The 13,779-nt window shown below is 32.0% G+C and carries 12 protein-coding genes; 11 read left to right on the top strand and 1 reads right to left on the bottom strand.

The annotated features are described in order from the left end of the window. The first annotated feature begins 77 nt into the window (after positions 1–77). The 5 genes from NAMH_RS06695 to NAMH_RS06675 all read left to right on the top strand — a co-directional run bounded on the left by NAMH_RS06695 (position 78) and on the right by NAMH_RS06675 (position 8,160). Positions 78–1,052, top strand: coding sequence for an alanine racemase (locus NAMH_RS06695; protein WP_015901822.1), 975 nt, complete (start codon positions 78–80; stop codon positions 1,050–1,052). Beyond that, a complete protein-coding gene (gene xseA / locus NAMH_RS06690; RefSeq protein WP_015902314.1) occupies positions 1,049–2,386 on the top strand; it encodes an exodeoxyribonuclease VII large subunit in 1,338 nt (445 codons plus the stop codon). Before NAMH_RS06695 ends, xseA begins: the two co-directional genes overlap by 4 nt. Positions 2,387–2,638: 252 nt before the next feature. Next, positions 2,639–5,251, top strand: coding sequence for a flagellar hook-associated protein FlgL (gene flgL, locus NAMH_RS06685; RefSeq protein ID WP_143709756.1), 2,613 nt, complete (start codon positions 2,639–2,641; stop codon positions 5,249–5,251). 94 nt (positions 5,252–5,345) lie between these two features. Then, positions 5,346–7,520 carry a DNA translocase FtsK gene (locus NAMH_RS06680; RefSeq protein ID WP_228368688.1) on the top strand — a complete coding sequence of 725 codons (2,175 nt, stop codon included), beginning with the start codon at positions 5,346–5,348 and terminating at the stop codon, positions 7,518–7,520. 10 nt (positions 7,521–7,530) lie between these two features. Then, entirely contained in the window at positions 7,531–8,160 is a 630-nt protein-coding gene (locus tag NAMH_RS06675; protein ID WP_015901843.1) for an OmpA family protein, read from the top strand. A 4-nt stretch (positions 8,161–8,164) separates the two neighbouring features. Here NAMH_RS06675 and mqnF read toward each other — a convergent pair whose 3' ends face one another. Then, the gene (mqnF, locus tag NAMH_RS06670; protein WP_015902114.1) at positions 8,165–9,379 is read right to left on the bottom strand and encodes an aminofutalosine deaminase family hydrolase; all 1,215 of its coding nucleotides are present in this window, start codon (positions 9,377–9,379) and stop codon (positions 8,165–8,167) included. A gap of 74 nt (positions 9,380–9,453) precedes the next feature. Here mqnF and aroQ point away from each other — a divergent pair, with 74 nt between their 5' ends. Genes aroQ through NAMH_RS06645 form a run of 6 tightly spaced genes read left to right on the top strand, consistent with a single transcriptional unit; the run spans position 9,454 to position 13,771 of the window. After that, positions 9,454–9,945, top strand: a complete 492-nt coding sequence (gene aroQ, locus NAMH_RS06665) for a type II 3-dehydroquinate dehydratase (protein WP_012663512.1) — start codon at positions 9,454–9,456, stop codon at positions 9,943–9,945. Between the two features lie 48 nt (positions 9,946–9,993). Beyond that, on the top strand, positions 9,994–11,010 hold the full coding sequence (locus NAMH_RS06660) for a M24 family metallopeptidase (protein WP_015902340.1): 1,017 nt from the start codon (positions 9,994–9,996) through the stop codon (positions 11,008–11,010). After that, positions 11,007–11,171: a hypothetical protein gene (locus NAMH_RS09180; protein ID WP_012663831.1), complete on the top strand. Its 165-nt coding sequence runs from the start codon at positions 11,007–11,009 to the stop codon at positions 11,169–11,171. The genes NAMH_RS06660 and NAMH_RS09180 overlap by 4 nt, the downstream gene beginning before the upstream one ends. After that, positions 11,171–11,656 carry a 2-amino-4-hydroxy-6-hydroxymethyldihydropteridine diphosphokinase gene (gene folK, locus NAMH_RS06655; RefSeq protein ID WP_015902540.1) on the top strand — a complete coding sequence of 162 codons (486 nt, stop codon included), beginning with the start codon at positions 11,171–11,173 and terminating at the stop codon, positions 11,654–11,656. The genes NAMH_RS09180 and folK overlap by 1 nt, the downstream gene beginning before the upstream one ends. Before the next feature lies 1 nt (position 11,657). Continuing rightward, positions 11,658–12,908: a flagellar biosynthesis GTPase FlhF gene (flhF, locus tag NAMH_RS06650; protein ID WP_012663842.1), complete on the top strand. Its 1,251-nt coding sequence runs from the start codon at positions 11,658–11,660 to the stop codon at positions 12,906–12,908. Beyond that, on the top strand, positions 12,905–13,771 hold the full coding sequence (locus NAMH_RS06645) for a MinD/ParA family protein (protein ID WP_015902127.1): 867 nt from the start codon (positions 12,905–12,907) through the stop codon (positions 13,769–13,771). The genes flhF and NAMH_RS06645 overlap by 4 nt, the downstream gene beginning before the upstream one ends. Positions 13,772–13,779 lie beyond the last annotated feature (8 nt).

Here is a 13,779-nt window from a genome sequence, read left to right as displayed (position 1 = left end):
TGAGGTTAAAATAGGGTTGTTATAATTTTAACACCCAAAACCTTAACAGTCTTCACTACTTAAATTAAAGGCTTATTATGGCTACTGTTTATCTTCACAAACAAAATCTTTTTGATAATCTAAATAAAATCTCGAAAATAAATCCTAATATTTTAGCGGTAATTAAAGATAACGCATACGGGCATGGAATTATTAGTTTTTCTAAAATGCTTAAAGAATGGGGTATAAATAAAGTTTGTGTTAAAAACAATGACGAAGCGGAAGTAATTAAAAGCCTGTTTGAAGAAATAATTATATTTTTCCCGCATACCGGAAGAAGTGCAAAAAATTTTTCATATTGTATAAACTCCTTAAAGCAGCTCAAAAAAAACAGACACCCGTATATTCATTTAAAAATAGATACCGGAATGCACAGAAACGGTATTTTAATGGACGAGCTTGAAGAAGCTTTGAAGATTATTAAAGATAAAGAATTTGAAGTAAGAGGAGTGTTTACGCATTTTTGCTGTTCGGATGAGACGGCGAACGATATGTTTATACAATATGAAAGATTTAAAAAAATTAAAAACAGAGTAGAAGTTTTTTGTAAAGAAAATGAAATAAAAATCCCGTATTTTCATATTGCAAACTCATATGCTCTTGATAAACTTCCGGATACGTTTGATTATGTAAGGCCTGGAATTGCATTATATGGCGGAATTGAAGGATATAAACCTGTAATGGAGTTAAGAGCTGATGTATTATCAAGCAGGATTTTGAAAAAAGGATGGGGCTGCGGGTACAATAAAATATATATGAGTGATGAGGATATTGAAGTTACGACAATAGATGTAGGTTACGGAGACGGGCTTCCTTATTTTAAAAACGGATGTAAGTTAAAAGATGCCGAAGCTCTTGGTAAAATTTCAATGGATTCTATGATTATAAAAGGGTGTTTTGAAAAAGAGGTTGTTGTGTTTGATGACGTCAAAGAATTTGTAAAAAACTTCGACACCATTACATACGATATTCTTGTAAAGATCTCTCCGAGAATTAAAAGGAAAACAGTTTGACACCAATCAGTGTAACACAGCTTAATAATCAGATAAAAAGTATAGTAGAATCTCATTTTGAGATAGTGCTTGTTGAAGGCGAAATCAGTAAGGTGGTATATCACTCTTCAGGGCATCTATATTTCACACTTAAAGATGAAAACTCGTCTATAAACTGTGCAATGTGGAAAAGTAATCTCACACGTATGAAATTCAGACTAAAAGAGGGTGAAAAAGTTTATGTTTATGGTGCACTCAGTGTATATGTGCCAAGAGGTGAATATAAAATTATAGCTCAAAGTATTGAACCGAGCGGAGTCGGTGCTCTTCAAAAAGCGTTCGAGCAATTAAAAGAAGAACTTAGCAAGCTCGGGTATTTTGATGAGGCGAGAAAAAAGTCGATACCGAGATTCCCAAGACGTATTGCGATAGTTACGTCCGCTACGGGAGCGGCTCTTCAGGATATGCTAAGGGTTGCCGGTAAAAGATGGCAATTGACGGAAATATATCTTTTCAACGCACTTGTGCAGGGTGATGGGGCCGCGGAAGATATAGCGATGAAAATAAAACTTGCGGATGAATTTGTTTTTGAAGACGGAAGCGGATTTGATTTGATAATCATAGGCAGAGGGGGAGGGAGCAAGGAAGATTTATGGCCTTTTAACGAAAGAGTTGTGGCTGATGCGGTTTATAACGCATCCACTCCTATTATTTCAGCAGTAGGTCATGAAATTGATTATTTAATAAGTGATTTTGTTGCGGATGTGAGAGCTGCAACGCCGAGTAACGCAATGGAAATCGCGCTTCCGGATAAAAACGAAATACTTTTAATGCTTGATGAAATGAAAAACGCTTTTGTTTATAAAATATCTCATCTGATCCAAAAAAAAGAAAGAGAGCTTATTCATATAAGAGAACTTTTAAACGCATCCTCACCTGTCAAAAAGCTTGATATGAAACTGCAGGAATGTGAGCTTCTTTTAAAAAGATTTAACCATTCATATATAAATCAGATACAAAAAAAAGAAAAAGAACTGAATGAGCTAAAAAATATACTTTTTTCACTCTCACCGGTAATTAAAATAAACTCTTTTGAAAAAGAAATAGAGCTTTTAAAAAGTACATTTAAAAACAAAACGGCTCAAATTATATCCTCTAAAGAAAAAGAACTTATCAATCTTAAAAGCGCATATGAAACACTCAATCCCAAAAAAAGAGAAAAAAAAGGATTTGCGGAAATTACTAAAAACGGCAAACGCATAGATTTAAAAGAGTTAAAAATAGGAGATATTTTCGATGTGAGCAATGCGGATGTGTTGATAAAATCTAAAGCTTTGGAGAAAATAGAGAATTAAAAACTCATCCTCACGAAATAATTTTTAATAAGTGTAAAGAAGGGAGTACAAAAAGATTAAAATGTTGTAGGATGATAAGAGGATACTCACAATATTAAATATTTGCTCAAAGAAAATTAATTAATACAGTGACAGACACTATTGTGTAGATATATTTTGAAAGATGTTAAAGTGCAGGTTTTTATTTTTTTTTGTTTTTTGCCGATTTAGGAATAGAAATTGCTTTATTACAAAAAAGTCCAAGGAAGGATTATGAGAGTTACTCAATTTACGCAATATAATAATTTTATATTAAATCAGCAAAGAACGCTTTCTGAATTAAATAAAGTTCAGACACAAATATCAACAGGTGTAAAAATTCAAAATATGTACGAAGACCCGGTCGTTTATACTAAATATTTAAAACTAAATGAAGAAATGAATTCTTTTACGCAGATAAAGACATCTGCTTCATTTGCCCAGACGTTTGCAAATGAAACCGATACTGTTTTAAATGATTTCGTTTCGACACTCGGAAGTTTTAAAACCAATTTACTTAAAGCAGCAAACGATACAAACGATGAAACAAGTAGAAGTGCTATTGTTAGTGAACTTGAAGGAGAACTTCAGCATTTAAAAGACTTGGCAAACACTTCAATAGACGGAAAATATTTGTTTAGCGGAAGTAAGTTTAGCACAAAGCCAATAAATGATAATTTTGATTATCAGGGTAATGCGGATAAAGTAAAAGCTTTTTTAGGTGCTGGAGTTGAGAGGGAATACAATATTGACGGTGTTACTCTTTTCCTTGGACGCGATAATGACTATTCAAAACATATATCCACTAATGTTGTTCAATACGATAAAATGAAAGCAAATCCTCAGTTCGTTGTAAGAGGTTCAGATGGAAAATTATATATCGATAAATCTATAAAAGAACACGGAAAAGTGGCTGATTCTCAAGAAAATCCCGTAAATGAACCGATAACGGGTGATAGCCAAATCAGAATGTTAACCGGTGTTGAAGATATTTATGATCCTAATACCGATACTTATAGTGACGGAACAAGTTATTTTTATATAAAAGGTAAGAAGGCAAACGGTGATTTGATAAATGAAAAAATTTCTCTTAAAAACTCGGATAATGTAAATGATTTACTTGAGAAAATAGGAGAAATCTATGGTAATACACCTACTACAAAAATGGTAGATGTAAGTTTGAATGATATGGGTCAAATTCAGATAAAAGATATACAAACGGGTAAAATGCTTACCGATTTTTATATGGTTGCAAGTGATAAAGACGAACCAAGTGTGGAAGATCTTGTAAAGAACGGGGATTATATTGTCGAATTTCAAAAAAGCGATTTTAATGCTATTAGGAATTTATCAGCCATCCAATCTAATAATGACTATTTTGATAATAGAATATCAAAATTCGGAAGTAAATTTAAAACTTTGGATACAAAAAGAGATGCTTTACCAAGTGATACATTGTTTAATGTGTTGGGAGAACAGGGAGTAAGAGATATTGATGGGACTATTCAGGATTTAGATCATTTAACATTAACCGGAACAGATACATCGGGAAACAGTGTAAATGTTACTTTAAATATTGATTCATCCACAAACATGCAGGATTTAATAGATCAGATAAAAAATAATTTTGGAAATGTTGATGTGGCTTTACAGAACGGTGAACTGGTTATTTATGATAAAAGTATTTCAGATCCAACAGAATCTTCAAATCTAAAAATAAACATTAACGCATTTGATTCAAGTGATAATTCTCTTCAAGTGTTTGCAAGCAAAGATGTTGCGAATTTTCAAAAAATATACATGGATAAAAACGGTAATGAAATTAATTCGAATGTATCGCAAATTATAAAAGATTATAAAATCACATATAAAGACGGACAGAAAATTGTTGAAAAAAATCCTTTGGCTCAAACATATGCAACTGACAATGCTTCTATTGCCGATACAATGGGAACAGATGAAATGCCACAGGAAATAAAAATAAAATTTAGAGATAAAAACGGTGAACTTAAAACTGCAGTAATTACTCTTCGGGACACTCCGGATGCTGATGGGCATTTGAGTAACTTTTGGATTGATACTAACAATGATGGTGTTAGGGATTCTAACGAAGTATATGATATTTATGAACCCGATGGGAGTTTGACCCCTGCACACGATACTATTACAACTACTACACAAATGGACCCTGATACATGTAAAGTTTGTCAAAAAGAAGTTTTACAAAAAGGTATGACATATAAACAGCTCGGAGATGTGGTTTCTATGCTTACAAGCGGTAATCTACCTGCCTCAAATACTGCAGATGATTATAATAATGCAATAAACGCTGCAAAAGAACAAGTTGTTACGGGTATGGATGACAAAGGAAAGTTTTATTTAAAAGACAATTCAAATAATCCCACAAATATAGATTTGAGCATTTATACAGACAACAATTCATTATATTTTCAAGCGAATAATGCAGTAACAATAGATGAACCACAGGTAGATTTTTTTGATACATTACAAAAAGCGATAGATGCAGTAAAAAACGGAAACAATTACCCAGACAGTGAAAAAAATCCGAGAAGCTTCGGAATACAGGGTGCGATAGAAGCGATTGATCATTTAACAGACCACGTAAGACGTTCACACGCCAAAATAGGTGCGGTAAGTAATGAATTCGGATTAACAATTGAAAGAACGGATATGCTGACACTTAACGTTCAACAATTACAATCTGATAATATAGATACGGATTTAGGTGAGGCTACAATGAGATTGAATTCATTACAAACATCATATCAGGCGCTGCTTGCTTCAATAGCTAAAGTTAATAATTTAACGCTTCTTAATTATTTATAATGATGGGTGGATGAAGGGTTGAGTCTCCTTAAGGCTCTTTCATCTGCAACAATTCCTAATTTGTGATAAAATTCTACATAAAAAAGGTATGAGTTTGCGTAAAAGTATTTATATTTTTCTATTTGCATTAATTATTTATTTGTTAATAGCCACAATTTTACCCCAACCTTCTATTGTTGGTAAAGTCGGAGAGTTTTTGGGAAATGCGGATTTTAAGCTTTTTGCTTATTTAGCTTACGTGTTTCCGATTTTATTGGGAATATTATTATATTTAGGATACAAAAAAAGATTTGATGCTGATATCTCAATGAAAGTATTAGGCGGGGTATTTTTATTTTTCGATTTGCTGTTTTTACAGGCAGCGATGTTTCATAAAGGTGTTATAGGTAATTTATTTGTGGAAACATTGAAAAATTACATTGGTATAGCAGGAGTAGGTTTACTTATTTTCGTTTTGTTTTTATGGAGTGTTTTTTTACTTTTCGAAGATAGAATTTTGGATATGTTTCATAAGAAAGAGACATCAAACAATGAAAAAAACAAAGTATCTGAAAGAAATTATAACGAGTCTTTAGAATTTGACAATGATGTAAGTAATATAGAATTGGATGAAGATATTACAGACAAAGTAGAAGTGAATGATAATAAAGAAAAATTAGCGGCTAATGATGAAATAATTTCTGAAAAAGACATTTTGACATCTAATGAAGATATAGTAGAAGATATTAAAAACAATGACGAAAATGAAGAAGCATTTATAAAAAATGAAGATTTAAAACAAAATACAAATGAAAACGAAACACATCACGTTACACATGTTGAAGAATTGGAAGATACTAAAAAGCTTCTTTCGGAAATAGAGACTGGTGAAAGAGAAAAACCTAAAAATTGGAAATTCCCGCCTTTAGATTTTTTAAGCAAACCGAAATCCGGTAAAAAAGAGATTAACGAAGCAGAAATCGATAAAAAAATAAAAATTCTTATAGAAAAACTAAAACAATTCAAAATCGAAGGCGATGTAGTCAGATATTACGTAGGGCCGGTTGTTACAACGTTTGAATTTAAACCTCTGCCGCACATTAAAGTTTCTAAAATACTTTCGCTTCAAGACGACCTTGCAATGGCTCTTAAAGCACAGTCAATCCGTATTCAGGCTCCTATTCCAGGAAAAGACGTGGTAGGAATAGAAATACCTAATGAAAAAGTTGAAACGATATATCTAAGAGAAATACTTGAAAGCGATATTTTCAAAAAAGCAAAATCACCTTTAACTATAGCACTCGGGAAAGATATAGTGGGTGCTCCGTTTGTGACCGACCTTAAAAAGCTTCCTCATTTACTGATAGCTGGTACTACAGGTAGCGGTAAAAGTGTCGGTATTAATGCCATGATTTTATCGCTTTTATACAGAAACTCACCTGATGAGCTTAAATTTTTAATGATAGATCCTAAAATGTTGGAGTTTTCCATATTTAACGATATTCCTCATCTGTTGACGCCTGTAATTACAGAACCGAAAAAAGCAATCATGGCTCTTAATTCTATGGTAAAAGAGATGGAGAGACGTTATAAACTTATGTCAAAAGCAAGAGTTAAAAATATTGAAGGATACAACGCAAAAGTAAGTGAAAACGAAAAAATGCCTTATATTGTAATTATAATAGACGAGCTTGCGGATTTAATGATGACAAGTGGCAAAGACGTTGAATACTCAATTGCAAGACTTGCACAGATGGCAAGGGCCAGCGGTATTCATCTGATAGTCGCTACTCAAAGACCAAGTGTGGATGTTGTAACAGGTTTAATTAAAGCCAATTTACCGAGCCGTATAAGTTTTAAAGTTGGTCAAAAAATAGACTCAAAAGTAATACTTGACCAATTTGGGGCGGAAAGTTTGCTTGGGCGCGGAGATATGCTTTTCACACCTCCTGGAATCACAGGCTTAATAAGGCTTCATGCGCCGTTTACCAGTGAAGATGAAATAGAAAAAGTCGTAGAGTATTTAAAATCTCAAAGAAATGCCGATTATGATACAATAATAGTCAATACTATTGCAGAGAGTGAAATGCTTGAAGAAATTGATGATTTGGACGAATTGTTTGAAGAAGCAAAAGAAATTATATTAAAAGAAAAAAGAACAAGTATTTCATATCTTCAAAGAAGATTAAATATTGGGTATAATAGAGCAGCTAATATTATTGAACAGATGGAAAGAATGGGAATTCTCTCTTCTCCTAATGCAAAAGGACAAAGAGAGATATTAATATGAAAGGATTAAAATGAAAAAAATTATTATTGCAACTGCTATTACTGGGTTATTTATTGTAGGTTGTGCCGAAAAACCGATGGCTACATCTGTTGTAGATTTGGCAGGTAATAAAAAAGTTATTGGCTGGCAGGACAATAACAACACTACTGATGTAAAAAAAGTAGAAGTTAAAGAAGTTAAAGTTGTAAAGTGTGAACCTATAAAAGACTCCGACAATGACGGTGTACCTGATAATATAGACAAATGTCCTAATACTCCTGAAAATATGTTGGTAGATCATAACGGATGTCCGATTATTACAACATTGAGACTTAATTTCGATTTTAATAAAGCTGTAGTTAAAAAAATATATTATCCTGAATTACAGAAAGTTGCAGAAATATTAAAAAATAATCCTAACCTTAAAATTGAAGTGGCGGGGCATACAGACAATATAGGAAGTGATGAATACAATTTAAAACTTTCACAAAAAAGAGCGGAAGCTGTTAAAAACATTTTGGTAAACAAATTCGGCATAGACCCAAGCAGAATAGTTGCAAAAGGTTACGGGGAAAAATATCCGTTAGTTCCTAATACAACTGAAACAAATAGAGCATTAAACAGAAGAGTTGAAATAGTTAATATAACAAATAAACAATAATTAACTATTTTACTTCTTTTCCGTTTATATACAAATTATCTACTTTATTTGTATGAAGAATTATCTGTAAAGGTAATAGTTCTAAATTTTTGACCTTATTAGGTAATTTGAACGTTATAATATCCGCATCTTTGCCTTTTTCCAAACTTCCATTATTCAATCCCAATGATTTTGCCGCATTAATTGTTACAGATTTAATAAGATCTTTTGCTAAATATTTAGGGTGAAGGTCGGTATGCATTAAAAGAGCGGCTCTGATTTCTTTAAACAGATTCAAAGAATAATTAGAACTTTTTCCATCCGTTGCAACATTATACGGAATAGAAAAATTTTTAACACTTTCAAGATTTAGAAGGCCAACGTTTAAAAGTCTGTTGGAAATAGGGCAGTGTGTAATATACCCTCCTATCTCACTAATACGTTTAAGTTCATTTTCGTTCGCATGTACACAATGAATAAATGTTGTATTAGTGTCTTTGAACTGTTCAATAAATTCTATCGGATTGATTAACGGTTTAGCGTTTTTAAAATGTTTTTCAAAAAATATTTTAAATTCACCTTCTCCGTTTTCAAGCCATTTTCTCTCAGCTTTGCTTTCCATAAAATGCGTTTGAATAGGTAGGTTTTTATTTTTTGCTATTTCTATAACCTTTTTCATAAGTATAGGATGAACTGAATATGGTGAATGAATTGAGAGTCCTATTTTGAATTTTTCGTTTTGAACTTCTTCGGATTCTCTTATTCTTGCAAGGAAGTCTTGGTATATCATATCTACCGCAGCAGGGTTTGAGCCGATTATTTCATTGAAATATACAATTTTAAGAGGAGAGTGTTTTAAGTATTTTAAATCGTTGCCTGTTGAACTTATTTGTCCGAATGCACATATTCCGCTTTTTTTCATTTCTTTTATTGCCGATTTATAACATTCGCTTTTGCATCCATGAAAAAGATCTTCTCTATGTTCTAAAACCGAATTAAGCCAATTCATAAAATCGCCATATTCTAAATGAGTATAGTTTGAACTAAATTCAAGATGAGTGTGCGTATTAATTAAAGCCGGCATAATTACTGAATTTTTACCAAGATATATTTCAGTAAGAGAGTTATCTAAATCTTTGCCTACTTCGATAATTTTATCATCGAAAATAATTTCACCGTCTTTAATAATCTCATATTTTTCATTTAGAGTTAAGACATAATCGGCTTTTAATTTAATCAAAACATGTCCTTTTTATATTTTATAGCAAAAGTTGTGCCAAAATATAGTAAAATAACATAAAAAAAGGAGAATTTATGAAAATAAAAGTAATTCACGGACCAAATCTTAATATGTTAGGAATAAGAGAGGTAAATTTATACGGTCCAATGAAACTTGAAGATATTAATAAAAATATGGAAGCTTTTGCAAAGCAAAACGGGTTCGAAATCGAATTTTATCAATCTAATCACGAAGGTGATATTGTCGATGCCATTCAGGAAAGTTTAAATGAAAATGTTGACGGAATTATTATAAATCCTGCTGCGTTAACTCATTATTCTGTAGCAATCAGAGATGCAATAAAAGCAGTAAACCTTCCTACGATTGAAATACATATGACAAATACTGCAGCAAGAGAAGAATTTAGACATAAATCATTAATTTCTGATATTGTGGCAGGAACAATTACAGGATTCGGACCGTTTAGTTATCACTTGGGTCTTATTGCAATGATTCAAATTCTTAACGAAATTAAAATGGCAAAAGAAGCTCAAGCTAAAGCACAGGCACAGGCTAACAAACAATAACTAAAAAGAGTTTATTACTCTTTTTAACTCTTAGTGCGTGGAGAAATGATGAATTACATACTAAATAAAGAAAATGAAATATACTATGAATGCGGATGGAGCAGTGATAATGCCCTTTTCTTAAAACTTGGTGATTATAAATATATAATTACCGACGGAAGATATACTCTTGAAGCAAAAGAAGAAGCAAACGCCGAAGTAGTGGAAGCAAGAGATTTGATAAAAAAAGCAAGGGAGCTTATTTTAAAACATAAAATTAAAAGAATAGTGCTTGACCCTTTAAATTGGGACTATGACTCTTACAATCAAATAGCTAAAATAGTTAACATAAAAGATGAAAAATATTTCTCTCATAAAAAACGTATGATTAAAAGCGAAAACGAACTTGAAATTATAAAAACAGCGGTAAAAGAGGGTGCTAAAGCTTTTGAAAATTTTACTGATTCAATTGAAACAGGAATTGACGAATTTGAACTTAGTTACAGGTTCAAAGAACATCTAACCAAAAGAGGTAGAAGGGATTTGAGTTTCGAACCGATTGTAGCAATAAACGAAAATGCGGCAAAACCTCATGCAAAAGTAAGTAATAAGACACTTAATAAAGATGATCTTTTATTGTTAGATGCCGGTATAAAATATAAAAGATATTGTTCGGATAGAACAAGAACAATTGCGATTAACGATAAAATCAGTATGAGCAAATATCAAAAATTTAAAGACAGTAAAATTCAAAAAATTTATGATATCGTATTAAAAGCTCAGCTTGAAGCCATTAAAAATATAAAAATCGGAATGGAAATATGTGAGCTTGATAAAATAGCCAGGGATATTATTTCTTCGGAAGGTTACGGAAAATATTTTGTTCATTCATTAGGACACGGAGTGGGCCTTGATATACATGAGTGGCCGTATGTGAACTCTAAGAATAAAATTAAAATTCAAGAAGGTATGGTATTTACAATAGAGCCGGGAATATATATTCCTAATGAATTCGGTGTAAGAATTGAAGATATGGTTATGATTACACACGATGGAAAAATCAAAGTATTAAGTGAGGAGCTATGAGTATTTCGAAAATCAGAACAATTCTTTATAGAACGGCAAAATATTTAGGTGATATAAATGCGATTAAAAGAGCTATAAAAAAAGGTGATTTTACACCTATTATTAAAAGAATAATAAGAAGGATTTACGGATATATTGCCGGGAGGGGAATGCCGAAATAATGAAAAACGAAACAAAAACGGTAAAAAACTCTTATAAAATCATTACTGCTACCTTTTTTCCCGCCAAAATAAAAAAAAGCAGTAAAAAAAATATAGCACTTATCGGTGTGGGGTGTAATCTTGGCAACTGTATTAGAAGGTTTAAAAAACTTTATCATTTTTTATCAAAACATCCTAAAATAGATGTTTTGCAAACTTCTATTATTTATAAAAACCCTCCGTTTGGTTATCTTGACCAACCGGATTTTTATAATTCCGTATTTGTTATAAAAACTGATTATTCACCATACGAGCTGTTACATTTTTTGCTTTACACTGAAAAGAAATTCGGAAGAAAAAGAAGTTTTAAAAATGCCCCAAGAACGTTAGATTTAGATATAATATTGTATAATAATGTTAGAATTAACACAGAAAAACTAAAAATACCGCATCCGTTTTATAAAAAAAGAGATTCCGTTTTGGTACCACTTGCATTAAAGGATTAAATTGAAACTAAAAACTTTTACGGCACCGACTTATACAGAAGCGTTAAATAAAGTAAAAGAAGAATTAGGTGATGACGTTGTAATTGTTTCAAGCAAAGAAATAAAAAAGAAGACACTAACATCACAAGGTTTGTATGAGATCGTTGTAGCTATAGAAGAAGAAAATATTAAACCTCGAAAGTCAGTCACAAGTGATGAAGATCATGTAAAAGAAGTTATGTTAAAATTAAGTTCTGCTGCAAAAGAAATATCCTCCCTTTCAAATGACGAACCGTCTTTTAATTATAACAGCGTACAAAAGCAGACAAACGTAAACAACAACCCTTTGGAACCTCAAAAAAGTGAAGATATTATAGCCCTTAAAAATCAAATATCTCAAATTGCGGATACACTTAAATTCCTTCAGGCTACGGTTTGGGATATGGTAAATAAAAACGAACTCGAACTTCCTCCCGAATTTAGCGAAATTTATGCACTTTCTCGTGCAAGCGGTATGAGTGAGAAACATCTTGATGAAATAATGAAGCTTACAATTAAATATATGCCTCTTAAAATGAGAAAAAACAGAGAAACAATAAAAAGATATTTTCATACTCTCCTTAAAAAAATGGTGCCAGTGAGGGTTGAAAGAGAAGTCAGACCTCCGCACAAAAAAATTATGATGTTTGTTGGGCCTACAGGGGTGGGTAAAACGACAACAATTGCAAAACTCGCTGCAAGATATGCATATAAACTTTCACAAAGACATAAAGTAGGGATAATTACTCTTGATACATACAGAATAGGGGCGGTGGAACAGTTAATGACATATGCAAAAATGATGAGACTTCCTATTGAAACCGTGGTTGATCCGAGCGACTTTGAGGATGCTCTTAATTCCCTCAGACACAATGACTATATTTTAATAGATACAGTAGGAAGTTCCCAACACGATAAGGAAAAAATAGAAAAATTAAAAAGTTTTTTAAAAGTAGACACATTTGCTGAAATAAACATTAATCTGGTTTTATCGGCGGTTACGAAATATGAAGATTTAGTTGATATTTATAAAAACTTTTCAATACTACCGATAGATACGTTCGTATTTACAAAACTTGACGAAACTAAAACATATGGTAATATATTTTCATTGCTTTTAGATACAAAAAAACCTGTTAGTTATTTTTCAATCGGTCAGGAGGTGCCTGATGATCTGATGGAAGCGGGGGCGGATTATTTACTAAAAGGTATATTAAATAAGGAGTTTAATTGAAAACTCAAGCTGATAAATTAAAAGAACTTTTACAAACTGATAATATAAAACGCCCTAAAAACACACGTTTTATTGCAATTACAAGTGGGAAAGGCGGTGTAGGGAAAACAACTATTACCGCAAATCTCGGTTATGCATTGCATAAGTTAGGCTTTAAAGTAGCACTTTTTGATGCAGATATAGGACTTGCGAATTTGGATGTTATCCTTAAAGTAAATGCCAAAAAGAATATCTATAATGTGTTGAAGAATGAATGTTCTTTAAAAGATATTATTGTGGAAATTGAAAAAGACTTTGTATTAATCCCAGGTAAAAGCGGTGACGAAATAATGGATTTTGCGGATGAGGTTAGTCTAAGTCGCTTTTTCAATGAACTTGAATTTTTAAACGATTATGATTTCTTTATTATAGATACCGGTGCGGGAATAGATAAAAAGGTTCAAATGTGGCTGGATGCAGCAGATGATATTATTGTAGTAACCGTTCCCGAACCTGCTGCGATTACGGATGCGTATGCAATGATTAAAATAATAAGTGAAAAAAAAGAACTTGCTTTCATGCTTCTAAATGAAGTGGCAAGCGAAAAAGAGGCAATAAATATTTTCAGTAAGATAAAAAATGTTGCAAAAAGTAATTTGAGTGAAAAATTCAGGCTTCAAATGATAGGATACATGAAAAAAGATAAACTTGTAACAAACTCCTCAATAAAAAGAGTTTTATTTGTAAAAGAAGATCCTGTTTCCGTTCCGAGTGAACAGATTTTTAAAGTTGCAAGAAAACTTGCAAAAATTTCGGAACGAAAAGTGCTGGAAGAAGAAAAAGGCATTACACGCTTTTTCAGAAAAATATTTTCAGGATTTTAAAGGTGAAA

The sequence above is a fragment of the Nautilia profundicola AmH genome (assembly GCF_000021725.1).
Taxonomy (GTDB): Bacteria; Campylobacterota; Campylobacteria; order Campylobacterales; family Nautiliaceae; genus Nautilia; species Nautilia profundicola.
The sequence above is the reverse complement of the archived record's forward strand: the minus strand, read 5'-3'. Positions and strand labels throughout refer to the sequence as shown.

Bases quoted from the DNA above. Each gene is read 5' to 3' on its own strand.
- NAMH_RS06695 (WP_015901822.1), top strand. From the start codon at position 78: ATGGCTACTGTTTATCTTCACAAACAAAATCTTTTTGATAATCTAAAT.
- flgL (WP_143709756.1), top strand. From the start codon at position 2,639: ATGAGAGTTACTCAATTTACGCAATATAATAATTTTATATTAAATCAG.
- NAMH_RS06675 (WP_015901843.1), top strand. From the start codon at position 7,531: ATGAAAAAAATTATTATTGCAACTGCTATTACTGGGTTATTTATTGTA.
- aroQ (WP_012663512.1), top strand. From the start codon at position 9,454: ATGAAAATAAAAGTAATTCACGGACCAAATCTTAATATGTTAGGAATA.
- NAMH_RS06660 (WP_015902340.1), top strand. From the start codon at position 9,994: ATGAATTACATACTAAATAAAGAAAATGAAATATACTATGAATGCGGA.
- NAMH_RS09180 (WP_012663831.1), top strand. From the start codon at position 11,007: ATGAGTATTTCGAAAATCAGAACAATTCTTTATAGAACGGCAAAATAT.
- folK (WP_015902540.1), top strand. From the start codon at position 11,171: ATGAAAAACGAAACAAAAACGGTAAAAAACTCTTATAAAATCATTACT.